The 24,337-nt window shown below is 68.4% G+C and carries 15 protein-coding genes and 2 pseudogenes; 12 read left to right on the top strand and 5 right to left on the bottom strand.

From position 1 onward, the window contains the following. Positions 1 to 89: 89 nt before the first annotated feature. The 5 genes from ABII15_RS00085 to ABII15_RS00065 all read left to right on the top strand — a co-directional run bounded on the left by ABII15_RS00085 (position 90) and on the right by ABII15_RS00065 (position 5,990). The gene (locus ABII15_RS00085) at positions 90 to 1,388 is read left to right on the top strand and encodes an aminotransferase class III-fold pyridoxal phosphate-dependent enzyme (RefSeq protein WP_353940134.1); all 1,299 of its coding nucleotides are present in this window, start codon (positions 90 to 92) and stop codon (positions 1,386 to 1,388) included. Between the two features lie 32 nt (positions 1,389 to 1,420). Further along, positions 1,421 to 2,773 (top strand): amidase family protein, encoded by a 1,353-nt coding sequence (locus ABII15_RS00080; RefSeq protein ID WP_353940133.1) that lies wholly within the window; start codon positions 1,421 to 1,423, stop codon positions 2,771 to 2,773. 3 nt (positions 2,774 to 2,776) lie between these two features. After that, on the top strand, positions 2,777 to 3,640 hold the full coding sequence (locus tag ABII15_RS00075; RefSeq protein WP_353940132.1) for an arylamine N-acetyltransferase: 864 nt from the start codon (positions 2,777 to 2,779) through the stop codon (positions 3,638 to 3,640). A gap of 4 nt (positions 3,641 to 3,644) precedes the next feature. After that, positions 3,645 to 4,919: a pyridoxal phosphate-dependent aminotransferase gene (locus tag ABII15_RS00070; protein WP_353940131.1), complete on the top strand. Its 1,275-nt coding sequence runs from the start codon at positions 3,645 to 3,647 to the stop codon at positions 4,917 to 4,919. A 231-nt stretch (positions 4,920 to 5,150) separates the two neighbouring features. Continuing rightward, a complete protein-coding gene (locus ABII15_RS00065) occupies positions 5,151 to 5,990 on the top strand; it encodes an IS5 family transposase (protein ID WP_353940130.1) in 840 nt (279 codons plus the stop codon). Between the two features lie 171 nt (positions 5,991 to 6,161). Here the strand turns inward: ABII15_RS00065 and ABII15_RS00060 are convergent, their stop codons facing one another. After that, entirely contained in the window at positions 6,162 to 6,704 is a 543-nt protein-coding gene (locus ABII15_RS00060) for a hypothetical protein (protein WP_353940129.1), read from the bottom strand. A 104-nt stretch (positions 6,705 to 6,808) separates the two neighbouring features. Then, the gene (locus ABII15_RS00055; RefSeq protein WP_353940128.1) at positions 6,809 to 12,814 is read right to left on the bottom strand and encodes an RHS repeat-associated core domain-containing protein; all 6,006 of its coding nucleotides are present in this window, start codon (positions 12,812 to 12,814) and stop codon (positions 6,809 to 6,811) included. 189 nt (positions 12,815 to 13,003) lie between these two features. Here ABII15_RS00055 and ABII15_RS00050 point away from each other — a divergent pair, with 189 nt between their 5' ends. Next, positions 13,004 to 14,938 (top strand): hypothetical protein, encoded by a 1,935-nt coding sequence (locus ABII15_RS00050; RefSeq protein ID WP_353940127.1) that lies wholly within the window; start codon positions 13,004 to 13,006, stop codon positions 14,936 to 14,938. 43 nt (positions 14,939 to 14,981) lie between these two features. Here ABII15_RS00050 and ABII15_RS00045 read toward each other — a convergent pair whose 3' ends face one another. Continuing rightward, positions 14,982 to 15,623: an SMI1/KNR4 family protein gene (locus ABII15_RS00045; protein WP_353940126.1), complete on the bottom strand. Its 642-nt coding sequence runs from the start codon at positions 15,621 to 15,623 to the stop codon at positions 14,982 to 14,984. Positions 15,624 to 15,683: 60 nt separating this feature from the next. Here ABII15_RS00045 and ABII15_RS00040 point away from each other — a divergent pair. Further along, positions 15,684 to 16,166 (top strand): annotated as a pseudogene (locus tag ABII15_RS00040) (transposase family protein); the annotation flags it as partial. Here ABII15_RS00040 and ABII15_RS00035 read toward each other — a convergent pair. Both ABII15_RS00035 and ABII15_RS00030 read right to left on the bottom strand, forming a co-directional pair. Then, positions 16,141 to 17,691, bottom strand: a complete 1,551-nt coding sequence (locus ABII15_RS00035; RefSeq protein WP_353940125.1) for a multicopper oxidase domain-containing protein — start codon at positions 17,689 to 17,691, stop codon at positions 16,141 to 16,143. The pseudogene ABII15_RS00040 and the gene ABII15_RS00035 overlap by 26 nt on opposite strands. A 752-nt stretch (positions 17,692 to 18,443) precedes the next feature. Next, positions 18,444 to 19,022, bottom strand: a complete 579-nt coding sequence (locus ABII15_RS00030; protein WP_353940124.1) for a TIGR03086 family metal-binding protein — start codon at positions 19,020 to 19,022, stop codon at positions 18,444 to 18,446. Between the two features lie 394 nt (positions 19,023 to 19,416). Between ABII15_RS00030 and ABII15_RS00025 the strand changes: the two genes are divergently transcribed. The 5 genes and pseudogenes from ABII15_RS00025 to ABII15_RS00005 all read left to right on the top strand — a co-directional run bounded on the left by ABII15_RS00025 (position 19,417) and on the right by ABII15_RS00005 (position 23,578). Then, a complete protein-coding gene (locus tag ABII15_RS00025) occupies positions 19,417 to 19,620 on the top strand; it encodes a cold-shock protein (protein ID WP_164399610.1) in 204 nt (67 codons plus the stop codon). Between the two features lie 163 nt (positions 19,621 to 19,783). Beyond that, a complete protein-coding gene (locus ABII15_RS00020) occupies positions 19,784 to 20,002 on the top strand; it encodes a DUF397 domain-containing protein (protein ID WP_353940123.1) in 219 nt (72 codons plus the stop codon). Between the two features lie 489 nt (positions 20,003 to 20,491). Then, on the top strand, positions 20,492 to 21,136 hold the full coding sequence (locus ABII15_RS00015) for a hypothetical protein (RefSeq protein ID WP_353940122.1): 645 nt from the start codon (positions 20,492 to 20,494) through the stop codon (positions 21,134 to 21,136). Positions 21,137 to 21,740: 604 nt separating this feature from the next. Then, positions 21,741 to 22,658: pseudogene (locus tag ABII15_RS00010) on the top strand (IS5 family transposase). 149 nt (positions 22,659 to 22,807) lie between these two features. After that, complete coding sequence (locus ABII15_RS00005) at positions 22,808 to 23,578, top strand: ATP-binding protein (RefSeq protein ID WP_353940121.1); 771 nt, start codon at positions 22,808 to 22,810, stop codon at positions 23,576 to 23,578. Positions 23,579 to 24,337: the final 759 nt, after the last annotated feature.

Genomic DNA, 24,337 nt, shown 5'->3' with positions numbered 1-24,337 from the left:
TCCGAGACACCTACGAACGCTTAACTCCCGCCTCCGCCTCCGCGGCACGGCGAGCCTCACGCTCCTTGCCGGGAGGTGACACCCGCTCGATGACCTGGTACGCCCCCTACCCGCTCGCTCTCGCACGTGGAGAAGGAACGCGCGTCCAGGACGTCGACGGCAACTGGTATGAGGACATGATCGCCAATTACGGCGCGCTGGCCCACGGACACAACCACCCTGCCATCGTGGCGGCCGTCGCGGCGCAGGTGGCGCGCGGTACCGCGCCGGGAGGTCCGACCCCGGTCCAGTACGAACACGCGGAGCGCCTGCGCTCCCTCAACCCGTCACTGGAGCGCGTCAGATACTGCAACAGTGGCACCGAGGCAACCATGTGGGCGGTGCGCGCGGCACGGGCATACACCGGACGCGATCTGATCGTAAAGATTGACGGCGGATACCACGGCACGCACGAGTGGGGGCAGGTCAGCGCGTTTTTCAGCCCGTCCCGAACCACTCCGGCACGACTCGAGGGGCTGTCTGACCCGCAGTTGGCGCCCGGCGTCCCGCCGGCGACCGCCGCCGACGTGGTGGTGGTTCCCTACAACGACGCTGCCGTCGTTGCGACGGTGCTGGAGCAACTGGGCTACCAGGTCGCCGCGGTCGTCGTGGAACCGGTCCTCGGTGTCGGCGGCGGCATTCCGTCCGCGCCCGGCTACCTCGCCGAGCTCCGCCGTCTGACCAGCGCGGCGGACGTCCTGCTCATCCTCGACGAGTGCGCCACTTTGCGTTTGGGGCCGTGGCAGGTCAAACACGGAGTAACACCCGACCTGACCACCCACAGCAAGATCATCGGTGGTGGACTGCCCCTGGGAGTCTTCGGTGGGCGCGAGGACATCATGTCCCAATTCGACCCCGCCGGGCCCCGCCCCACGTACCATGCCAGCGCGTTCGGCGGGAACAGTCTCTCGCTGGCCGCGGGCAGCGCGGCACTCGATCACTTCGGCAAGGACGAGATCGACCATCTTGACCGTCTGGGCGAGCGGCTGCGCCGCGGAGCGGAGGCTGCGGCCGCCGCGGTGGGCGTTGCGGCCCGGGCGGTCGGAGAGGGCGGACTCAGCTACGTCCACTTCGGCTCCACGCCCCCGCGCGACGTGGCCGACACTGCGCGTCTGCGAGAGGGCCGCCGCGAACTTCGGGCGCTTCTCCACCTCAGTCTGCTACACGCAGGGTTCCTCACCGCCCCGCACGGGCTGCTGTGTCAGCACGTTCTCACTGAGCCTGAGCAAGTGGATGCCTTTGTCGAGGCATACGGGAACGCTTTGGACACCCTGCACCCCTACATCGCGTCGCGGCACCCTGAGCTGATCACCGGGCCCGGCACCGCCTCGCGCCCGGGCGCGAGGTGAGCCGGGCGGGCAGCGCGCCCGAAGAGTGGACGGTGGCGCAGGTCACGGCACAGGTGCGGGCCGGAACCCTGGACCCCGGCCCGTACATGGAATACCTCGCCGGCCGAATCCGGCAGGGAATGGCTCTGAACGCCTACATTCACGTTGACCCGCCCGACTGCCCGGAGCCGCCCCCGGCACATGAGGGAGTACTCGCGGGCGCACTGCTCGCAGTCAAGGACAACATCGACGTGGCCGGCACTCCGACCACTGCAGGCACCCCCTCGCTGGCTCGGAACATCCCTCGCCTCTCCAGCCGAGCCTGGCTGCGCTGCGCGCGAGCGGGCGCGCGTCTCGCGGGCAAAGCCGCTCTCCACGAGCTGGCCTACGGAATCACCGGGCATCACGCTCTGGGGCCGCCTGCCCTCAACCCTGCCGCCCCCGGACATCTCGCGGGCGGCAGCAGCTCAGGCACCGCCGCCGCGGTCGCCGGCCGGCTCGCGCCGGCCGGGCTCGGCACCGACACCGGAGGTTCGGTCCGCATTCCGGCGGCGTTGTGCGGCATCGTCGGCTTCCGGCCTACTCAGGGCCGCTACCCCGCGGACGGCGTGGTGCGAGTCTCCAAGACCCGCGACACGGTCGGTGTGCTCGCGCGCGACGTTCAGGACGTACGGGTGCTCGACCGAGTGCTCGCGGGCATGCCGCCGGTGCCCCGCATCGATCCGCCCCTCGCTGGACCGCCGCACGCCGTGCTGCCCGCACCTTTGTGGGAGGACCTTGACCCCGAGGTGGACGAAGTCTGCCACGCCGCCTGCGACCGGCTGCGCGCCGACGGCTGGCAGCTGACGATGCGTGCTGTGCCGGGATTTCGCTGGCAGGACGTGCTCCACAGTGCGACCCTCGTGCCCGCCTACGAGACCCGTGCCGCTCTTGACGACTACCTCGTGCGCCACCCGGGCGCCCCGTACGCGGACGACGTCCTGCGTACGGTGGCGGGCGAGGACGTGCGTGAGCATCTGCTGCCGCTGCTCGCGAACGCCGGGCCGAGACGAACCGAGTACACCACGGCACTGCGTTACGCGGCGTCCTTGACCGATCAGCTGCGGGAGCTGCTCGACCGGGAGGGAGCCCAGGCGTTGTTGTCCCCGGCGACCGTGCTGCCCGCCCCGCACCGGGGCGTGGGCACCAGCGTCCCCCGACCGGCTGGCGAGGAATCGGTGTTCCTGACCTACATCCGCAACACCGCCGTCGCGGCCGTCACCGGAAGTCCCTCGGTGTCGGTACCGGCGGGCCGCACCGCGACCGGGTTGCCCGTCGGACTTCTCCTGGATGCCAGGCCTGGGGCGGACCTGACGGTGCTCGCTCTCGCTGACCACGCGAACCGGCTTCTCGACCAGGGGGATTGACGCATGAACAGCTCCCGATCGTCCAGACCGCCGAGCATCTGGAACTGTGAGCACGTAGATCTGGCCGTCTACGCCCGACGCATCGGGCTGCACGGCGCCGCGTGGCCCGTAGGCGCCGACGAACACGCGCTGCGTCTTCTGCACCGTGCGCATGTCAGCACCATCCCCTTTGACAACATCGATCTCGTCACTCGGGTGCCCGTCGCACTCGATCCGGCTGCCGTGGTCGCCAAGCTGTGCGGGCGGCCCCGTGGCGGCTGCTGCCACGAGCACAACCTGCTGTTCGGCTGCGTCCTGGAACGACAGGGTTTTCACGTGGACCGGCTCGCCGCGCGTGTGCTCCTGGGAGGTGAAGGGCCGCGCCCTCGCACACATATGGCGCTGCGCGTGCGGCACGGACACGGCAACTGGCTGTGTGACGTCGGCTTCGGCGTCCGGGGCTTTCTCGACCCTCTGGACCTCAGCGACGGCGCGGTGTCCGAGCAGTCCGGGGGAACCTTCCGGGTCCGTACTCTCAGAGAGCCGTTCTGGGCCGTCGAGACACTGCTGGAGGCCGGATGGACCGCGCTGTACCACTTCACGCTCGAGCCGCAGCAGCCCATGGACTTTATCGTGGCCCACCATTTCCTTTCCACCCACCCCCGGTCGATGCTTCGCCGGGCCCCGCTGCTGCAGCTGACCACCGCAGACCGTCGGCTGCATCTGCATGGAGTCGAGTTCTCCGAGGACAGCGGCGGAATGCGCGCCACCCTGACGCTGACCGCCTCGACGCTCGCCCACGCGTTGGCGGAATTCGGAATCCGGCTGCCCGCAGACCAGTTGCTCGACCTGACACGGCGTCTCTTCCCCCGAACCGAGGAGCGATGACGGCATGGAGCATCCCCGCAACGTCCTGGACACGGGACCCCTGCCGGCGAACCCGCCGGACGCCGACCTCGTTCGTCGCTACACCTCCCGGGGCGCGAACGCCTCGTCCCTCGTCTATCTGAGTCTCGGCGAGAACTGGCAGGGACCGCCGTCGGGCCTGGTGAGGGCGCTGCACAAAGCGGTGCCGTCCTACGCGCACGGCTACACGCTCTCTCCCTACGGTCTGCCCTTGCTGAGGGAGACGCTGCAGGAGTACATCGTGCGCAGCCATCACCTGAGCGACTCCGAGTGCGGGGAGACCGGGGTAGCGGTGAGCCAGGCGGGCACGCGTGCCGCGATGCACGACTTCGCCCGGCTGCTGCTCAGGAGGCCGGTGCCACCTGACACCGTGCTGGTGCCTGCCCCGGGCTGGGACTACGGCGGCGTCATGGCCCCCCTCCGGTACCACGTCGTCCCGTACCCCCTCGAAGTGAACGACGGCGGACAGCCCAACCTGCCCGTCCTGCGCGGGTTGCTTGCACGCCACCCGCGTGCCCTGCTCGTGCTGAACCCGCAGCACAACCCCACCGGAGTCGAGTGGACGACGGACACGGTGCGGGACATTCTGCGGGCCGCAGTCTCCGCCAGGGCGCCCGTCCTGCTCGACGACGCCTACTACGCCGTGGTCCTCCCCGGACGAACGCCAACCAACGCCTTGGGCCTACTTGCCGCCGAGACCCGGGACAGCGACGACTTACCGTGGCTCGCAGTGCGGACCATGGGCAAGCAGTTCAACTGCAACGGCTGGGGCATCGGCGCCCTGACCGCGCGCCCCGCCCTGCTGGCCGAACTGGCCGAGACCGCGCAGGAGCGCACGTTCGGCACCGGCATGCCCCTCCAGGCGGCGATGGCCGCGTGGCTGACCGACCCCGCCAGTGACGCCTTCGTCGCCGGACTGCGGCACGTCTGCGCCGGGCACCGACTGCATGTCACCGCCCGACTGCGCGCCGACCTTGGTTACCCTGCCGAAGCAGTACAGGTCGGCACCTGCACCTCCTACCTCCGGTTCCGGGTACCCCCCGGTTTGGCCCCGCGCGGCGGCGACGAGACGTACCGTCGCCGCGCTGCGGAAGCCGGGGTGGTGGTGGGGCGGGGCAGCATGATCCCCACTGCCGGTGGCACGGGCACTTGGGTCCGAATGCATCTCGTCCAGCACCGGCGCACCCTGGACCTCGCCGTCGACAGGCTCCTCGAGGCGGGGCTGGTGTGGCAGGCCGCTCCCGAGCGCTTCCCGGATTAGGGGTATTGCCGAGATGTGGTCTGACTGAGTGTTTAGCGCTGTTTCATGGCTGTCTGGCCAGGTTTTTTGCTGGCAATGGCGTGAGCCGGGAGGGGTGGACGAGGAGAGGAGAGTGGTCTGTGACGGACGAGGACTGCTTCGTCCCAACCTCTTCCGTCTCCTCCCAAATCACCCCGCCCCGGTGCCAGATGCCCCCTCGCCGGGCCGCGCCCACCGCGGTATTTCTGCAACATGGACCCGCACGACAGGTATCCCAATGACCTGTCCGACCAACGCTGGGCACTGATCGAACCCGTACTCACCGCCTGGCGAGCCGAGCGCCGCCGACACGCCCTGGACATCGGCCGCCCGCCCGAGCACGACCTGCGCCAAATCCTGAACGCGATCCTGTACGTGGACCGCACCGGCATCGCCTGGCGCTACCTGCCGCACGACTTCCCGCCCTGGAACACCGTCTACGGCTACTTCGCCCGCTGGCAGCGCGACGGCGTCTTCGCCCAGCTCACCGGCGTGCTGCGGCGCCCGGTCCGCGCACGCGAGGGCCGTGACGCCGAGCCGTCGGCCTGCGTGCTCGACTCACAGACCATCAAGACCTCCGCCAACGTGCACCTGGCCGACCAGGGCGCCGACGCCGGGAAACGGATCATCGGACGCAAGCGCCACCTGGGCTGCGACACCCTCGGCCTGCTGCTGACCGTCCTGGTCACCGCCGCCAGCGTCTCCGACACCGCGGCCGGCGTGACCCTGCTGTCCCGCATCGCCGCCACCCACCCCCGCATCACCAAAGCGTGGGTGGACGCCGGCTACCGCACCACCGCCATCGACCACGGCGCCCGCCTCGGCATCGACGCCCACCCCGTCCAACGCCCGCCCGACACCCGCGGGCCCACCATCATCCCGCGACGCTGGACCATCGAGCGCACCATCGGCTGGCTCATGCAGCACCGCCGCCTCGCCCGCGACTACGAGCGCCTTGCCCACCGCTCCGAAGCCATGATCCATCTCGCGATGATCGACCTCATGGCCCGCCGCCTCACCGGCGAAGCCACCCCCAACTGGCGCGGCACCTGACCCGGAACCAAACACACCCCACAGGCCGAAACACTCAGTCAGGCGTCGGCGAACTCGGCGAACCGATCGAGGGCGGCATGCCTCTCAGAAGCGGCTTCTTACGGAACGTCACTGATCACCGGTTCTGGCACAGCTTCTCAAGCTGCCGACGTCTGAGACGACGCCTGGGCTTCAGACCCCAAGGACGCCGGCCATGACCGCGCAGACCACGGCACCGAGGGCGCAGCCATCGGCGATCCACGAGACGGTGAACTTCTTCGTCACCGGGGCCTGTCGTGAGCCTTTGCGTCCGCGCCTGATCTGCCGCTCGATGCGCTCGCAGGCGCGGTCTGCTGAACTCACGAACCGGTCGATGATCGACCCGCCGAATGCTGTGCAGTAGATCTCGTCCCCCGCTCGTGTGACGAGATTGAGGGTTTCTCCGCCTCCGCCCCGCACTTCCGTCACGGCACCGTACGGCACGGTGAAGGTGATCAGTGGGTTGACGACGGTCAGGGCAGAGGAACCCAGAACGATGTGCGAGCCCATGATGCGTCGGCTGAGCGCGATGACGAAGAGACAGGCTGCCAAACCGGCGGTCGGCCCGCCTTCGAAGTGGTAAGTGAGGCTGATGACGAGGCCGACTGCCACCAACCCGAAGCCGATGGTGACGACCCACGACAGGATCGTGAACGATGTCCTGCGCAGGATTTCGTTCTCGCGTTCCTTCGACACGCTGTGCTCGTTTCCTTTTCTGTTCCGGGAGTACGGTGTGCGTGACGGAGCGCCGCAGGGGCGGAGGAGGACCTGTGCTTCCTTCGCCCCTGCGGCGGCTTTTGTCAGCAGTATCCGCGGTAGGCTCCGAGGCTCGCGTTCCCGGAGCCGCAGAACCCTGTGTTGAATCCCGCGTTGATGCTCATATTGCCGTAGGTGGTTCCCCAGTCGATGGCGCCCTTGGGGTTGTCAGCGGTGACCCAGCTCTTGGCTCCGCCGCCGACGCCGCGAACACCCGGCACCTTGGTCCGGTAGGCGCGTGGAACACGGGCGATCGCGTTGCCCCTGTAGGCGGCGCCCCAGCTCTTCGCTCCGCCGGCCAGCCGGCCGTAGACCGCCCCGCTGCCCCCTCCGACGGCTGTCCACGCCAGATCCTTGGAATAGGCGGCCACGTCCCAGTTTCCGTAGCCGACGCCGTCCCCGAGGAACTTCGCCGTGGCTATACCCGCACCGACCACGATGCAGGTTCCGGCCGAGGCGACGATGCACACCCCGAAACCGACCAGCGTGGAGTAGGTCTTGATGTCGTCCCAGTGGTCGCCGACCCACGATCCGAGACTTGAGCTTTTGGTGTTGTCCCAGGCGGCGCCCCAGTTGCCCTTCATGATGTTGCCGAAGATGCCGTCCTTCTTACGGAGCTCCGCCTGGGCACGCTTGATGGCCTGTGCCGCCTGACGTGCCGCCTCTGCCTTGCGGCGGTCCGCCGCCCACTTGCGCTGCTGGGCCTTGGCATGACCGTCGTCGATCATGTAGTGGGCCGGATTGGCTCGGTACGCCGCGTACTTCTTCCTGGACGTCTTGTCCTTCTTCGGCGTCTGCTTCCAGACCCATTTTCCGTTCTTGTAGACGTAGCCCGCGTTCATGCCCCGGTCCGCCGCCCAGCGGTCGTCCGTGCTCTGGCCGCCGTCCGTGGGACCCAGGGGCCGCAGTCCGTCCGGGTCCGATTGGCTGATCGGGCTGTTGTGGGCGTACGAGTACGCGTTCATCTGCGCCGGCTCGTCCGTCTGGATGACCGGGTCGACGGAGAGGAAGCGGCCCAGGGACGGGTCGTATTCGCGCGCGCCCAGGTGGGTGAGGCCGGTCGGATCGGTGGTGCCGCCCACGAAGCCCCGAGGGCCGGGGAGTTCGTCGCTCTCCTCCGAGCGCAGCTGCCCGAAGGGGAGCTGCTTGCGCCGGGTGACGACCAGCGTGCCGGCCGCCACGGCGGTCATCGCCGTGCCCTGGTGGTCGTTGATCAGGAAGGAGAAACCCTTGCTGCCTCGCATCGCCACGGTTTCGTCGCCGTGCTTGTAGTAGCGGGTGGCCTCCTTGACGCCGGCCGCGGTGACGGTGAGCTGGTTGTCGCCGGGCAGCGTCAGTGTCGTACTGCCGTCGGCCTCGTGGGACAGGAGACGGTTGCCGTCGGCATCGTAGACGTAGCTGGTGCTCTTGCCATTCTCGGTCAGGGACTTGAGGGCTCCCTCGTCGTCCCAGGCGAGCTTCTGCTGGCGGCCGTCCACCGTGCGGTCCGTCGTATTGCCGGCCGCGTCGTAGCCGAAGCTGTCCTCGCGGCCGTCGTTCGCGCCGCCCTTCACGGTCGCGCTCTGCACGGCGTGCGGGAGCGGCTTGCCCGCCGCGGGCTGGGTGTACGTGGTCGTGGCGTCGGCGCCCGCGAGGGCCCTCGTGCCATGGTCGGTCTGCCGGGTGCGGTTCCCGAGGGCGTCGTAGGTGAAGGACTGCCAGTAGGCGGACGGTCCGCCGACGGTGCTCGCGGACGGTTTCGCCGCGCAGTCCTTTGCCGCGGTCCACGCCTCGGTGAGGCGGCCGAGCGCGTCCTGTGTGAAGCACTGGGTGTCCACGGTACGGCTCGCGTCCTGGCCCGAGGCGGTGGTCAGCCCGGTGATGTTCCCGGCGTCGTCGTAGCTCCAGGTGGAGTCGTCGATACGCTGGGGCGCCAGGTCGCGGTCGGTGGTCTGCCGGGTGAGGCGACCGGTCTGGAGGTCGTAGGCCCGGCTGCGGTAGACCTTCTTGCCCAGCGTGCCGTACTCGGTACGGGTGGGGCGCGCCCACACGTCGTACACGCTGTTGCCGACGAGGACGATCGCTCCGGCCGTGGTCTTCAACGGCTGGTTGCCCGGTCCGTAGACCGTGGTGACGCGCTCACTGGGGAGGTTGCCGACGGCCGGCTGCTTCAGCCACTCCTGCTGGCCCGTGTACTTGTTGTAGCCGTAGGTCCCGGCGACGGAACCGGCCTCGGCGGGGATGGTGACGGTGCTGGCGGTGGGCTGATAGGCGTCGTTGTAGGCCGTGACACCGCTGGTGTACGCCTTGCCGTCCACGTAGCGGGTGCTGGTGGCGGGCTGGCCCTTGGCGACCGTGTCGTAGGTGTGCTCGGTGAGGGTCGTGCTTCCCTTCTTCAGGGCCGTCTCACGGCCGAGCGCGTCGTAGCTGCTGGTGAGCGTGGTCCCGCGCGCGTCGGTGACCGTCGAGGCGCGGCCGAGCTTGTCGTACGTGGTGGTGGTGACGCCCTTGTCCGGGTCGTCGGCGCGGGTCTGCTGACCGCGCGCGTCGAAGGTGTATGTCCAAGCGTTGCCGGCCGGGTCGGTGACCTTCACCGGCTCGTCGTACTTGCCGTAGGTGTACGTGGTCTTCTGCGAGGCGGTGCGGGCCGTGTCGGTGTACTCGAGCAGTTCGCTGGTGCGGCCGAGGGCGTCGGTGACCGTCGTGGTCGCCTTCCCGCCGGAGGGCGGGATCACGGTGGTGCGGTCACCTGCGTATTCGGTACGGGTGCGCCAGGTCTCGTCGCCGTAGGTGCGCGATATCGCCGCGGTCACCCGGTTCAGGCCGTCGTGGACGTTCTCCGTCATGGACGGGATCTTGTTGTCGGGAGCGCTGGTCAGCTGCGCGGAAGGAGCGCCCTCGGCGTAGTACGAGTCGTACGTCTTCCAGGTGTTGCCCCGGGTGTCGTACAACGTTTCGGTGACCAGGCGGTCCTTGGTGCCCAGCGCCCAGGTCTGCGTCTCGCGCGGGCGCAGCAGACCGTCGAGGATCTCGTAGGTGGTGGCGTAGGAACCGTCGTACTGGAGTGCCTTGGTGGCGATCACGTTGGCGGCGGTGGCCGACACGGTGTAGGCGTACTCGGCGGCGGGCTGTCCTGCGTGGGCGCTCTTGGGCCAACTCGGGGTCCAGGAGCGTACCGCGCGGCCCAGACCGTCGTACTCGGCGTCGGCCCGCTTGCCATTGGGGTCCACGACGGCTGTCGCGAGGGCGCGCGCGGGGTCGTAGGTGGTGGTCGTGGTGTGGCCGAGCGCGTCGGTCTCGGTGACGGAGATCGGTGCGGTCAGGGTCGCCGGGCTGTAGGCGGTCCTGCTCGTCTTGCCGTCCGCGTCGGTCTCGGTCAGCTCACGGCCGTGCTGGTCGTAGGTGTGGGTCGCGGTGGTGAGGTAGCCGGTGCCCTTGTCGTCCTGTTCGTCCAGGCGCGTCACGTCGCCCTTGACGGGCGCGGTGTCGAGACCGTCGGCGTCGTCGTAGTAATGGCGCTCGACGGACACCAGATCGGCGGGCAGGGACGGGGGCGTGCCGCAGGCGACCGCCGTGGTCCTGGCCTCCTTGACAAGGGTGAGGATGTTCCGGTCGGCGTTCTTCGCGTACGAGGTGGTGGTGCACTCCTCGTCGCCGGACTTGTCCGTGTCACCGAGTGCGGACTCGGTCAGCACCTGGCCGTTTGCGTCGAAGGTGCGGTCGGTGCGCGTGGTGCGCCACTTGCCGTCGCCCAGCGAGGTCCGGTTGGTCTCCGACCCGTCCCCGGTCGCGTAGGCGTACTGCTTGGGCAGTCCGGTGCGGGCGTGTGTCGCGGTGGCCGCCGAGCGCCACGGGGTGTGGCTGACGGTGGACTCCAGGGTGCCGCCGTCGCCGTTGTACGTGGCTTCCTCGCGGGTCATCCTGGCGAACGCGGGGTGGTCGGTGACCGAAGTGCCCTCGTGGTCCGTGACCTTGGCGCCTGTGATGCCTCGGAAGTAGCGGTACTCGGTGAGGGTCTGTTTGCCCTCGGCCGGGGCTCCGGTGCGGACCTGGACGCGACCGTAGCCCTTGCGGTCGCCGTAGGTGAGGTGCTTGGCCTTGGTGAACTCGTCGCCCTGCTCCTTGGCCCAGGCGAGCCCGTCGAGGTAGCTGTAGTCGGTCTCCTTGACCGGGGCGCCACCGGTGTTGTCGCTCTCCAGCACCTGCGTGACGACGTAGGAGTGGAACCAGTCCAGGTAGGGCTCGTAGTCGGCGGCCGGGGCGTCCGGCGGGGACCACATCACCGGATAGCAGCGCCGGGTGTTGGACTCCGGCTCGGGCATGCTGCCCGGCTTGCAGTCGGGGGCGGAGTAGGTGACGCCGACCGTCGAGCCCGACTCGGTGTTCACGGCGTAGACGCGGTAACGCACCAGCGGTGGCACGGGGTCGGGGCGGCCGCCGGTGGTGGCGCCCTCGACGCGGTTGGCGAGCTGCTGGCCCTTGAACGTCACCTTGGGCAGGGCGACGTCGCCGGTGCCGGTGTGCCCGGTGTGCTGGATCGAGGCCAGCCACAGCGCGGGCGAGGAACCGTCTCCCGTCGAGGGGAACTGGTGCGCCAGCGCCCAGGAGTCCACGGGTGCGTAGGCGTCGCCGACCAGGACCGATGTGTCGATCTTCGTGAGGCGCTTACGCGTCCAGAAGGACGGCGAGTAGCGGTCCTTGCACTCCTCGCCCGCCTTGCAGTACTGGTCGAAGGGAACGTCGGGCCAGTTCTTCGCGTGCGTCTTGTCGAAGGTGGCGCAGTCGCTCAGGCACCGCTCGGCCGTCGTGAAGGTCACCTTCGCGGCGGCCTTCTTGGCGTACATCGTGTTCGAGCGCAGCCCGTAGTCGATGTGGTCGAGCCAGCCGCCCCGGTCGTAGCCGGTAGCGGTGGACGCGCCGGTGTCCGGGTTGACGTTGCGGCCGTAGTAGTTGGTCTCCTTGTTCCAGTAGTAGGCCATGGCGTCGGAGTGCGGGTCCACGACGTAGTCGAGGTTCCAGCGCCACGCCTGCTTGCACCACGAGTCCTTGTAAGCGTCGGCGTGGCAGGGCTCGCCCTTCTGGTTGCCGAAGACCGGCACCGTCCACGTGGAGTTGGTCTCCGCCTTGCCCTCGGTCCAGCCCGGCAGGCGGTTGTAGCCGAAGTAGTAGCGGGTGCCGTCCGGGGTGGTCACCCGCCAGTACTCGCCGTCGTCGTCACCGTTGCCGCGGTTCGTACTGGCGAGCTTGTCGACCTTGGTGCCGTCGTCGCTCTCCAGGTGCCAGTCGCCGGTCTTGTCGTCCTTGACCAGAACGTTGGACTGGCCGCCCAGGTTGAGGACCGCGTTGTCGCTCTTCCAGCACTGGTCGCCGCTCTTGTCGGTGCCGTTGCCGTCCTTGGCGTCGTCCGCGCAGGAGATGTAGCGGCGCTCGATGTAGCCGGGCTCCATCGACCAGCCGTCGCCGATCCAGTTCGACTGGTTGTTGGTCGCGGCCGTGCGGCCGTCCACGGATTGCGAGTTGTAGCCAAGGGAGAGTTCCGGCTGCGCTCCGCCGGGCACGTCCGGTGTGTCGAGGTCGTACGACCACGAGAAACCGCCGTTGGAACCCCCCGCCGACCAGGTCGAGGAGGGGGCCAGTGAGGTGGCACCGAAGTCGCCCGCGGCCCCGTCGGTCGTCGCGGTCGCAGCCAGAAGCACCGTGCCGTCGGCCGCGGACAGGCCGGTAGCCGAACGGGCGGTGCGGGGAGCAGCGGTGACGGGATCACCGTCCGGGGCGTCGGTGGGCTCGCTCAGCGGCACGGCCGCAGTTAGGGTGCCCGCCTCGGTGTCGTTGACGACGCCGGCCAGTTCCTCACCCGTGCCGCAGCCCTTCGCGCTCTTGGCCCCCTTGGCTCCCTTCGCGCCCTCGGCTCCTTCGACGAGGACGCACGCGGGCAACCTGCGCAGGGTCAGGCGTGAAGCCCAGTCGCCGCCGAAGGCGTGGCGGATCCCCGCGTAGTCGAGGCGTACGTCGACCGCGGCAGTTACGTTGCGTTGAGTGCAACAGGACGTAGCGTCAAGCGATTTGGTCACAGGATCTGCACTGGAAGGTCACAAGGTGTCGCACAACCATGACATCAGTCACAGCTAACACACAGCATCAATAGGTGCATTGGGCACGTAGTGGTATTGCTGCCGTCCCCTCAACCCGCATAGAACGGCTGGCGGCGAGGACCGCACACTCGCCTCATCGTGAGGAGACCTGGGTTGAGACACAGACACATGAGCACGTTCGTGCGCAGGGCGGCCGTAGGTGCCGTTCTCGCTCTCCTTCTCGGTTCCAGTCCGGCTCTGGCTGCCTCTGGGTCCGACGTGAGCGCCGACCCGAACGCGGCTCCTTCCCGCCTTGCCGCGTCAGGCCCCGAGACGCGCGCCGCAGCGGCCAACAGCAGGCCGGTGTCCGGCCAGAATCCACAGGCCGGGCCTGAGTTCAAGCAGGCCAGCGGGATATGGAGCGTCACCAGCCCGGAGACGGTGCTGCGCAATACCGTCAGCGACGCGGACGGCGACAAGAGCACCGAGACCTTCGAGGTCTGGACGACTGACGCCAATGGCAAGGCGAAGGACAAGGTCAAGCTGGTCGATGACCAGTACGGCGTTCTCGTCTCTCCTGCCGTGGCCTCCGGCAAGACGGCCGAGGTCACCGTTCCGGCCGGCAAGCTGAAGCCGGGCGTCACCTACACCTTCCACACGTCCGCGTTCGACGGCCACCTGTACGAGACGGAGTGGTCTCCGTGGGCCAAGTTCCGCATCGCGGCCTACACGACGTTCCCGGCACCGCAGGCCAGTTCGAGCATCGACCCGGTGGCGGAGTCTCCGCAGGAGATCTTCCGCAGCGACCCCGGCGCGTTGGCGATCCGCAAGTCCGGAGGAAAGAACTGTTCGAAGCCCGATGACCAGGGCCGCCAGGTCTGCCTCAAGTTCCACCCTGCCTCTCAGAAGAGCCAGAAGTCTCTGTTCTCAGCGAAGGCGTCGGTGCCGGACCTCGTCTCCTGGTGCTCCGCCAAGCCGTCGGGCCACGACTACATCACCAGGAACGACGCCTGCCTCAATGACGTCGGCAGCGCCGAGCTGATCTTCACTTCCGGTGGCGACAAGGACAAGCCGCCCTTCGGGATGGCCACGTTCAACTTCCAGCAGCGGTTGAAGGCCTACCCGAACAAGACAGCCGGCGGCAGCGACTTCGCGGAGTTCGACCAGCAGCTCTTCGTCACGCCCACCTCCATCGACCCGCAACTGCTCGGTGTCCGCCTCACGTGGAACGCGGGAACGGTCTGCGACCACTGCACCAGCACGCAGGTGGCCTGGAAGGACTACCTGACCGGCGCGAGCGCCGGGGGCTACTGGCTGGACAGCGAAGTCGACAAGACTCAGGTCGCCAGCACCACCACCAAGTGGACCGGCACCGGCAAGGAAACCATCGACCTCACCTGGAACATGACCGCCGCAGTCGACGTCGATCTCGACCTCTCCGCGAAAGCCAACTTCGGCACCAGCGGCAATGAACTCAAGGTGCGCTGCGACGACCTGAGCACGGGCAGCCAGACGCCTGGGTGCGTGCTTCCGTACTACACGCCCACCTACACGGTCGACACGAACCTCTATCCGGCAGCCGGCGCCTACTACTGGTTCATGCAGCACCGGATGACCGGTGCACCCGGGACCGGAGATGCCCCCCTGCACTACCTCGGCCCCGACACCACCAAGACAAACAGCAAGGGCGACAAGTGGACAAGGGCTGACAGTCGGGCCGTGGTGTGCCCGAAAACGTGGACGCGGCACCCTCTCGACGCAGCCCTGGGCGAACCAACATGTGACGAGTTCTCGATGGCGTCAACGCACGAGAGCGGCGGCTACCCCGACGCCGGAAACAAGTATCAGGTGGCCGATGGCAACGAGTGCGCCCAACTCTACGCGGCCCCCTCCGGCAGCTCTTTCGGCATATTCGCCGATACTCGAACCGACAAGTCTGGCCCCTCGACCGCAGAAAAGTGCGGCCGCGCGACCATACCCGGAACCCAGAATGAACAGGCGTTCACGGACCTCCCCGCACCCTCATGGCGGATGCTGGACGGCGACGCCTTCTACCTGAGCAACCCCGGCTTCGAACACTGCACCTCTACCTCCAGCACCTGCGCCTGGAAGAAGATCAGCTAGCCCCTCGCGAGGCGTGGGGTGGCCTTCGGTGTCACCCCACGCGTCACCCGGTAAAGGGCTCCCACTGAGCCCGTTCGGAGGGATTCTCGGGTTCCCCCCACCAGAGTTGACCGTCCATCAAGCCGGGCCGATCCCCGACAGCCAGCGATGGCACTTCAAGGACGTCGGCCATCTCCTCGACGTATTCCGTCAGCGAGTCATACCGAAGTGTCCGCGTCGGAGTCTCGTCCCATTCCCAAATCTTGCCGGTCTCGGCATCCAGCAACAGCCCGGACAATGCATCAACGTCATTCGCGCCGAACGGAATCCAGGCAGCCCGCCAGATCGTCACCGGCTCGTGGCCGTCACTCACTCGCTCCGCTGCTGAACCCCGCCGCGTTTGCGCTGCCATTTTCCGCTGATATACCCGTTGCGCAACGTCAAGTGACATCAGCAAGCACGGGCCCGGCATGAATGGAATCATCAGATCCGGACCAGAGCCCGCCCGTTGCCTCCACAATTCCTTCAGTCCGACCGGGATCCGCACTCCTATGGACCCCCCAAAAGAGCTGAGTTGCGACTCCGAAGCGCCATCTATTAGCCGGTCAAGAGTTCCTGGGGCATGCACGCTCAGCCAAGACTCGATCCGCCGCCACGCATCACCTATCTGCCGCTGCTCGATATCCCGTTGCGTGATGTCATCCATGCCAGACACGTTACCCCCAGTTGTTCCCTGCTCACGGGGCGAGTGCCTCACTCAGGCGACCTCCTGCCGATCGACCGGATAGCCGCCAACCGCCCGTACTACTCCGGGAAACACAAACGCCACGGAATGAACGTGCAGGTCATCGCCGATCCACACGGCAAACTGCTGTGGGCCTCGCCCGCGCTGCACGGTGCCACGCACGACCTGACCGCCGCCCGCACCACGGGGATCATCGAGGCGCTGAGCACCACCGGGCTGACGACCTGGGCCGACCGCGCGTATCAGGCGGCGGGGCGACACATGCGAGTGCCGATCCGCGGCCGGAAACTCAAGCGGTGGCAGCGCCGCCACAACACCGACCACGCCACGATCCGCTGCGTCGGCGAACAAGCCGTCGCCACACTGAAGGGCTGGCGAGTCCTCCGCAAGGTCCGATGCAGCGGCAACCGAATCACCGACCTTGTCCGAGCCGTCCTCACCCTTCATCTGGCCAGGTCAACGCCCAGATGCAATGCGCTCAGTGGTGCGAGTGATTACCGGTGATCGTTGCGGCGGCCCGTTGTGTCTTGTCGACCACTACGAATTGTCCCATCATGCCGCCGTCCTCGTGGTAGAGCAGGTGGCAGTGGAACATGTAGGGCGTGCCCGGGTCGGCGAACTCGGGCCCGCCGTTGAAGCGCAGCGCCAGCTTCATCGTCGTACCGTTCGGGAGGAACACCGTGTCCTTCCGGCCGCGCAACTGCACCGGAGGCTTGCGCCCGTTCACTGACACGATCCTGAATTGCACGTCGTGGATGTGGAAGTTGTGCGGCATCCCGTTGCCGTTGTGCACCGTCCACACCTCGGTGGTGCCGCGGGTCACGGTCTCGTCGATCCGGTCCATCGCCATCTTCCGCCCGTTGATCCCGCTCTTGCGCAGCTCGAAGTACCGCTCGCGCACCGCGTCCGCGGGGTCGGGCAGCTCTTGGCCGGCCAGGCGGGAGGGGAGGCTAGGGGAGGGGCGCAGCGTGTCCGCCGCCCGTAGCTGGAGGACGTCGAAGGTGTCGTCACCACCGTTGAACCGGCTCTGCCACGCGTCCCCGTAGTTGCCCTGCGGGTAGCTGCGCAGCACGGTCCGGTCCCCGGGACGCATCCGCACGACGATCTCCGCGCGTTCACCGGGCGACAACTGGATCCGGTTCATCGCGGCCGGCCTGCCGAGCAGCCCGCCGTCCGTCCCCACCAGCGCGAACCCGCGCCCGTCGGTGAAGCCGAAGCGGTACGTCCGCGCGGTCGAGGCGTTGAGCAGGCGCAGCCGTACGCGCTCGTCGTGTACGACGGCATACGGGTCGAGGGTGCCGTTGACCATCGTGCGGTCGCCCAGGAAGCCCACGTTCTGCATGAGTTTGTGCCCGAAAGCGAGCTTCGCTCCGTCGAACCGCACGTCCTGCACGATCACTGGCAGATCGTCGACCCCGTACCGCCGGGGCAGCGCGAGCCGCTCGCTGCGGTCGTCGTCGACCAGGAACATCCCGGCGAGCCCGCGCCGTACCTGGCTCTCGGTCTCCCCATGCGGGTGGGGGTGGTACCAGAGGGTGGCGGCGGGCTGGCCAACGGTCCAGTGCGGTGACCAACTCCCGCCCGGCCCGATCATCCGGTGCGGGCCGCCGTCCATCCGGGCCGGCAGATGCATACCGTGCCAGTGCACGGTGGACGCCTCGTCGAGCCCGTTGCGGATCCGTACCTCGACCTTCTCGCCGCGCTTCGCCCGCAGGGTCGGGCCGAGATAGTTCCCGTTGAAGCCCGCGGTCGGCGTCTTCCGCCCGGGCCTGAACTCCGTCTCGCCGCTCTGCGCCCGAAGGTCGAAAACGCGTCGCCCGGTCCTGTTGTCGACGCGGGACGGCGCGAGCGGCGGCACCGCCAGCTCATTGCGGAACGTGTCCTCGCCCGCGGCGCTCACCTTCGCGTCGCTCCACAGCCACAGCACCCCGCCGCCGATCACGAGGGCGAGGATGACGACGAGCGAGCCGAGCACGATCAGGACGCGCCCGAGACGGGTCTTGCGGAATGTGCGGGACTTCGTGGTCATACCCATGAGCCTCGCGCCGGGCGCGCACCCCGCACATCGGGGACCGCCCCTGAGCCGCCCCCGACTCCAACTCCTGGGCGCAGGGAGGGTTTTCCCCTACGAATACGAAACTAAGCGGCCCCCGAGAGCCGTCCAGAGCCGTACTTCGCCACGTACTTACGTATGGGGTCGGCACAGGCTTCCTGACCCCGAACCTCGGCCTGTTCGCCACGCCGCGCGAGGCCGTCGGGCTGGCCGTATGTCACCTATCGCCCGAACCTGAACCCGACGAACACGAGCCCGATCCCCTAACCGACTGAGCGCGCTGCGCTGCCTGGCGAACGGTGCCCATGGCGTTGCCTCGCGCGGTGTTGCGCGGCCGCAGCGGTTCCCGGCAGGTGAGGTGCACCCGGTCCCGCCTCCCCGCGTCCGGGCGATTCTGCTGCGCCGAACTGGCCCGCGTTTTCCCCGGGGCGTGCGGTCTGCTGATCGCGGCCTCAGCCCTGACCCCTGCGGGTCTGCGGCCGTGGCTCAGGGAGTTCGGCTGGCGGATGGTTCCTCTGCCGGGAACAAGGCGCGCCCTGGAAGCAGCCCTCGACCAGGCCCGGCAGCACACACCGCCCCGGGCGAACACCCCGGCGCCGATGACGTCGGCACGCAGCACAGCCCACCCGGCGACCTGTCCTGCGGCGCCCAAGACGACCTGACTGCAGCCCCCAGGCTGAAGTGTCAGCGGGACACCGTCCTGCCGGGGCGCCGCGCCCAGTGTCGGGTCAGCGGGACCAATGCGGGTCGCGCCCGGTGAACGCGAGGAGCCGCTCCGCGCGGCTCGCGCTCTGTGCGACGGCCACCGGCGGCGCGTACTTGCCGAACGAGTCGCGCACGAAGTCGACGAGCCGCGACACGATCTCCTCCAGCGCCTGGGCCATCTCGTCGGTCAGCGGCAGGTCCTGACCGGTGGCCTTCGCGATGTCCCAGGCGTGGATTGCGGCGTCGAGCGCCGCGGCGGCGGCGCCGGCCCCGGCCGGCATCGGGCCCATCGGGGTGGGCACGCTCTCGGCGTCCCGCCCCGACTCCCATGCGGTAGCGGCCGCAGCCAGCACGTCCGCCAGTTCCGCGACCGGGTCGTCGGCCAGCGCGTCCTCGGGTTCGAACGGGTCGCCCGTGGGCGGCGCGTCCGTGATCTGCATGGTCAACGCCTGCTGGTCGAGTCTCGCGTGGTTGAGTACCTGACGCACCGTCCATTCCGAGCACGGTGTCGGATCCCCCCAGGCCCCGCCGGGTACCCCCCGCGCGGCGGTCAGCAGATAGTCGTGCGCGTCAGCGAGCAATTTGAAACCGTCGACGGTCATCCGTCGTCCTCCCCAGTTGCCGGATCGAGCCGTCACGATAGGGCGGTATCAGGCCGGGTGTCCGGGTTTTTGCCGACGGCGCCGCGGCAGTACACGGCGAGTCGGTTCACCAGCAGTTCCACCCTCTACTCGGCATCCCCCGGCGAGAGGCCCTTGGCCCTGGTCCTCGTGCCGACGCTGCTTCTCGTCCTCCGGCGCCAGAATTCCCCCGGATCCGGCGGATCCACCCCCGGGCAGCAGGCTCTACTGCCCGGGACGTTGCCGCCTGTGACAGCCCAGGGCATCGCTGGGACTCGTGGGGCAAGATGGCTGGTGAAGCACTACAGAGGGGAGTGCTCGTGGAAACCGAGTCGCTCCGCTCCGGGCGGACTCGGATGATGTGAAGGATTGCATTATGGCCAGCGGCACCGTGAAGTGGTTCAACAGCGAAAAGGGCTTCGGCTTCATCGAGCAGGACGGGGGCGGCCCCGACGTATTCGCCCACTACTCCAACATCTCCGGCGGCGGCTTCCGCGAGCTCCAAGAGGGCGAGAAGGTCACCTTCGACGTCACCCAGGGCCAGAAGGGCCCGCAGGCCGAGAACATCGTCCGCGGCTGAACTGCTTCACCCACAGCATGGGTGCACCCGCCGGAATCGGCGGGTGCACTCATCCTGTTCCCGCAGGGCAGGGGGTGGATTCACCGCGCGTTCGACCCCGCGATCAAGCGTCATACCGCCCGTGCTTCCCCGTGTATTTGGTACGTGTCGCCGAGGAGATGGCATGCGTGACTGTCCCGAGCACCTGAAGAGTCTTCACTGGTTCACGGCACAGGCGTCCAACGGCAGCGGGGCCTGTGTGGAGGTGGCGTTCCTGGGGGAGGGGAGCGTGGCCGTACGCGACAGCAAGGACTGCGAAGCCCGGCCGCTCGTCATGGGCGAACAGGGCTGGTCCTGTTTCGTCCAGAGCGCCGGCACCGGCATCCTCGCCCCCACCCGCTGAGCTGCGGACGACATCGAGGCGCTGGCCGTTCCGGAGCCGTGCGTGCTGTGCGGTTGCCCGGCCGGCCATCGCGTCTCGGGCATCCCGCACCACCTGAACGCAGCCGACTGCCAGCCCGGCCACACCGGTCCAGTCCGCTCCGCCCGCCGCATCATCGCAGGACCACCTTGGACGGAACTCGGCGCTCGTGTGATGGTCAGGGCTCGTTGACGGCGATTGGGGGAAAAGGGCCCCAGTCGATGACGCTGGCGGAGTGGATACGTGCCGCGTCGAGGTAGACCGTACCGCCGGAGAATACCGAGCCGCTGAAGCTGACCGTGCCGCCAGAGAACACCGAGCGGCCGAAGTCGACCGCGCCCCGGAGAACGTTGTGCCGCTGAAGTCGACCGCGCCGCCGGAGAACGTCGAGCCGGTGAAGTCGCCGCCGTCGAAGGTGGCTCCGTTGAAGTCGAGGTCAAGTCCACACCAGGTGGTGTGGGTTGTGGGGTTTTGGAGGTGGTCGCGGATGGTGCGGATGATAGTGAGGCGGACTTCTCGCTCGCCGTGCTTGAAGCCGGGTTCGGTGTGATCGGGTGTGTAGGGCATGCGGAGATAGGCGCAGAGAACATTGACGCTGACCTGTCGTTGTTCGGGCCAGTCGTCGGCGAGGCGGGCCATCGCGTAGACGCCGGCGAGTCGTACGGCGGCCTGGTCGTGGCCGAGCTGTTCGGCGGCTTTGGCGTAGCGCTCGGCGAGTTGGGTGGCATCGGCGCGGTGGGAGGCGCCTTCGTCGAGGAGCTGCTTGCGGTAGGCGTACAGAGCGGCGAGGACAGCACCGATCAGAGTGAGGACGGTGACGGTGGTCTTGATGACGTCCTGGGCGCTGACCGGCTTCTTGCCGGTGTTCTCGGATCCCAGGAGGGCTTCGGCGCCGTGGTAGAGGCCGTAGGCGAGAGCGCCGACGAGTATCAGGGCGGTGGGGGCGACGAGTCACACGGGCCACAGGTTGGGCGTGTGCCGGCCTTCTTGTCTGGGGCGGCGCTTGAGTGGGTTGCTCACGAAGACGAGCGTGACGCGTGCACCAGGGCCGGGAGCTGTGTTTCGCCGCTCTGTGATGCGGCCGTGAGCGGGTCGCCGCGGGGGTCGTCTTGGTGAAGGTGAAGCCCATGCCGTCCGACTCCGGCTACGTCGTACGCGAGCCGCGCCGGCGGCCGCCGTACCGCCCTCGACGCCGTCGCCGCGCGCGATGCCCTCGCGGCCTCCGGCGGCGACAAGGCGCCGCAGCCCTGTCAGGTGTGCAACCCGCTGCCCGCCCTGCGCCACCTGCCGCCGTCGACCGCCGACCCGTGGGCTGGCGCCTGAACTACGGTCCCGCTCGGGGTGGCGGTCTCACAGCAGATCGGGGCGCACCCGCTGCACGGCCGTGGTCACGTGTCGCGTAGTGCCTGCCTTCACCTCCGCCGCCGACGGCACGCACGCCGTGTACACGGCTCCGTCCAAGGTCCCGCGGCCGCGCTGCCCGGTCCGCCGCACATGCGCCGCCAATTCCAGCGACCGCGCTGCGGACAGCGGACGCGTGAACTGCCGGTGTCCGTAAGGCAGTTGCAACACCACCGTCCGCGGCCGCGCCACCGGTCGCGCGAACCCGACGATCTGCGCGTCCTTGGGGGTCGACGCGCGGACTTTTACCCTTCTCTGTACTAGGGGCTGTTTCTCGGATCTCCTGACTCGGGAGGGGTGTTGGCGTCAGGCTGGCTGTATGGGTCGTGGGGATCTGACGAATGCGGAGTGGGACCGGCTGGAGTCGTTCCTGCCGCTTGGCGGGACGCGTGGAGGCCGGTGGAGTGATCAACGGGGTGCTGTACCGGGTCCGCACGGGCGTGCAATGGCGGGACCTCCCGGAGCGGTTCGGGCCGTGGGAGACGGTCTGCAAACGGCATCGTCGCTGGTCGGCGGACGGAACATGGCAGATGCTGCTGTCGATGGTCCAGGCCGCAGAAGATGCCACCGAACGATTCGACTGGGACGTATCGGTGGACTCCACCGCGGTGCGAGCCCACCAGCACGCCGCCGGCGCCAGGAAAGCACCACCCCCGACGTCCCCTCAAAAAGGGGCTCCCCAGGGGACGGGTCAGGCCGATCCGGTACTGCACAAACTGGCCGTCCGGCTGGCGGAGGTGGTCACATCGGCGATTGCCTGGGACGTTCCCGCGGCGGATTCACCACCAAAATCCACCTCGCCGCCGACGGACGATGCCGCCCCCTCGCCTTCATCCTGACACCGGGTCACTACGGCGACGGCCCACAGCTCGAACCCGTCCTGCAGCAGATCTCCGTGCCCAGAGCGGGAGTTGGCCGCCCCCGCTCCCGGCCCGACCACGTGCTGGCGGACAAGGCCTACACCTCCCGCCACAATCGCCGCTACCTGCGACGACGCGGCATCCGGCACACCATCCCTGAACGCCGTGACCAGCAGAGACACCGACTCAATCGGGGCTCCCGCGGCGGGCGCCCCACTGCGTTCGACAGCGAGCACTACAAGAAACGCAACACCGTGGAACGTGCCATCAACCGCCTCAAAGGGTTCCGCGGCGTCGCCACACGCTACGAAAAGCGGGCCTACATCTACCTCGGCACCGTCACCCTCGCAGCCCTCATCATCTGGCTCCGCACATGATCCGAGAAACAGTCCCTAGCGCTGCCCGACCTAGCGCTGCCCGACCTCATCCTACCCGCCGCGCCACCAGATGACTGGGCCATCCCCGACGCCCTCAAGGCCCGCACCCGCCCCGCCGCACCACCCACCCACAGTGAGGAAGACACCTCATGACCGGCGGCCACCTGCCACCCGCCCCCACCGACCAGTACGTCGCTCTGCCCGACGCCCGCCTGGTGAGCACCCATGCCGTGCTCACCGCCCGGGAGAACCTCACCGACACCATCGAGGCCCGCGCGATGATGTGCGTCCACGACGGCGCCGGCTTCGGCAAGACCATGGCCGTCACCAGCTGCCTGCGCGCCCTCGAACCCACCGAGGACATCCGCCGCATCACCTTCCACGCCCGCGCCACCACCCGCGCCGTGCGCCACGAACTCCACACCGCACTCGACTTACCAGGCCCGCCCCCGCGCTATGCCAGCGAGTTCGACCACCTCCTCAAAACCGCACTCGCCACCCACCCGCGCACCCTCGTCCTGGACGAAGCCCAGTGGCTCCAAAGCGACCAGCTGGAATACGTCCGCTACCTCTGGGACGACCCCTACACCCAGCTCGCCGCCATCTTCGTCGGCGACGAAGGCTGCCACCAGACACTGACCCGAGAACCGATGCTCTCCTCCCGGATCTTCATCTGGCAGCGCTTCACCCGCCTCACCCCCAACGAGATCCTCCAGACGATCCCGCTCTACCACCCCATCTGGGCCGACGCCGACCCCGACCACATCACCTACGCCGACAGCCGCGCCGCACACGGCAACTTCCGCAACTGGGCCCGCCTAACCACCCTCACCCACACCGCCCTCAAACGCACCGGCCGCACCCGCGTCGACCAAGAAGTCCTTCGCTGGGTCTTCAGCAAGCTCACCTCACCGCACTGACCGCCGCCGCCCAACCACGCGCGAGCATCGCCCAGCCCTCAGTCGTCATAGACATCGGCGTCGCCTTCCCAACACGCGAAGACGCCGGCAGGGCTGTGCCCACGGTGCAACCCCACATGGTTCTCGCGAAGTTCGCAGATCCGCCCAAGACCTCCGTGCCTGGCCCCGCAACGCTGCTCATCACTCGCCGCGACGTCCTCCTCGTACTCCACGTCACTGCCACTGCCCGCCATCCCGGGTGCCGCGGACGACCTACCGGGGACGCGCCAGTGCGCAGGAACTTGGGCGAGCATCCGCTGCCGCTCCCGCTCATCCAGACTCCGCCGGCGATGACTGTCTCGTCCGTACCCCAGGGCAAGCAGCGCACGATCGCCCGCCGGCATCGTCTCCGATCCGTCCGCGCCCCCGGGCACAGAGTCCGACGCCGTCGTGTTCGCGGTAACCGAAGGCCCTGCATACGCACGCCGCTGTGGCGGCAACCCGCTCTTGCCCAACTCGCTACGCACCCAACTCGCCTCTGTACAAGCAGAGTTGTCCTCAAAGCTGAGCAGCCAATGCCCGCCGTCCGCCGTACAGGCCGCGATCGCGTCGAGGAGCCCTTGCGCGACAACCACAGGCAGCACGGAATCGGAGTAACGCCGCCGCTCCTCGTCGGTCAATCCCTCAGCCCGGTATGGAATACGGCCACGGACTTTCAAAGGCTCCCGCTCTCCAGTCACCCTGACTTGGAGATAGCGGGGTTCGCTGTCGTCCATTCCC

Source organism: Streptomyces sp. HUAS MG91 (assembly GCF_040529335.1).
In the GTDB taxonomy this organism is placed as follows: Bacteria; Actinomycetota; Actinomycetes; order Streptomycetales; family Streptomycetaceae; genus Streptomyces; species Streptomyces tabacisoli.
Note: the sequence above shows the minus strand (reverse complement) of the source record. Positions and strands in the feature narration are given on the sequence as shown.

Excerpts from the sequence above, each read along its gene's own strand:
- ABII15_RS00085 (WP_353940134.1), top strand. The coding sequence starts at position 90 with ATGACCTGGTACGCCCCCTACCCGCTCGCTCTCGCACGTGGAGAAGGA.
- ABII15_RS00075 (WP_353940132.1), top strand. The coding sequence starts at position 2,777 with ATGAACAGCTCCCGATCGTCCAGACCGCCGAGCATCTGGAACTGTGAG.
- ABII15_RS00070 (WP_353940131.1), top strand. The coding sequence starts at position 3,645 with ATGGAGCATCCCCGCAACGTCCTGGACACGGGACCCCTGCCGGCGAAC.
- ABII15_RS00065 (WP_353940130.1), top strand. The coding sequence starts at position 5,151 with ATGGACCCGCACGACAGGTATCCCAATGACCTGTCCGACCAACGCTGG.
- ABII15_RS00050 (WP_353940127.1), top strand. The coding sequence starts at position 13,004 with ATGAGCACGTTCGTGCGCAGGGCGGCCGTAGGTGCCGTTCTCGCTCTC.
- ABII15_RS00045 (WP_353940126.1), bottom strand. The coding sequence starts at position 15,623 with ATGGATGACATCACGCAACGGGATATCGAGCAGCGGCAGATAGGTGAT.
- ABII15_RS00035 (WP_353940125.1), bottom strand. The coding sequence starts at position 17,691 with ATGACCACGAAGTCCCGCACATTCCGCAAGACCCGTCTCGGGCGCGTC.
- ABII15_RS00030 (WP_353940124.1), bottom strand. The coding sequence starts at position 19,022 with ATGACCGTCGACGGTTTCAAATTGCTCGCTGACGCGCACGACTATCTG.
- ABII15_RS00025 (WP_164399610.1), top strand. The coding sequence starts at position 19,417 with ATGGCCAGCGGCACCGTGAAGTGGTTCAACAGCGAAAAGGGCTTCGGC.
- ABII15_RS00020 (WP_353940123.1), top strand. The coding sequence starts at position 19,784 with ATGCGTGACTGTCCCGAGCACCTGAAGAGTCTTCACTGGTTCACGGCA.
- ABII15_RS00005 (WP_353940121.1), top strand. The coding sequence starts at position 22,808 with ATGACCGGCGGCCACCTGCCACCCGCCCCCACCGACCAGTACGTCGCT.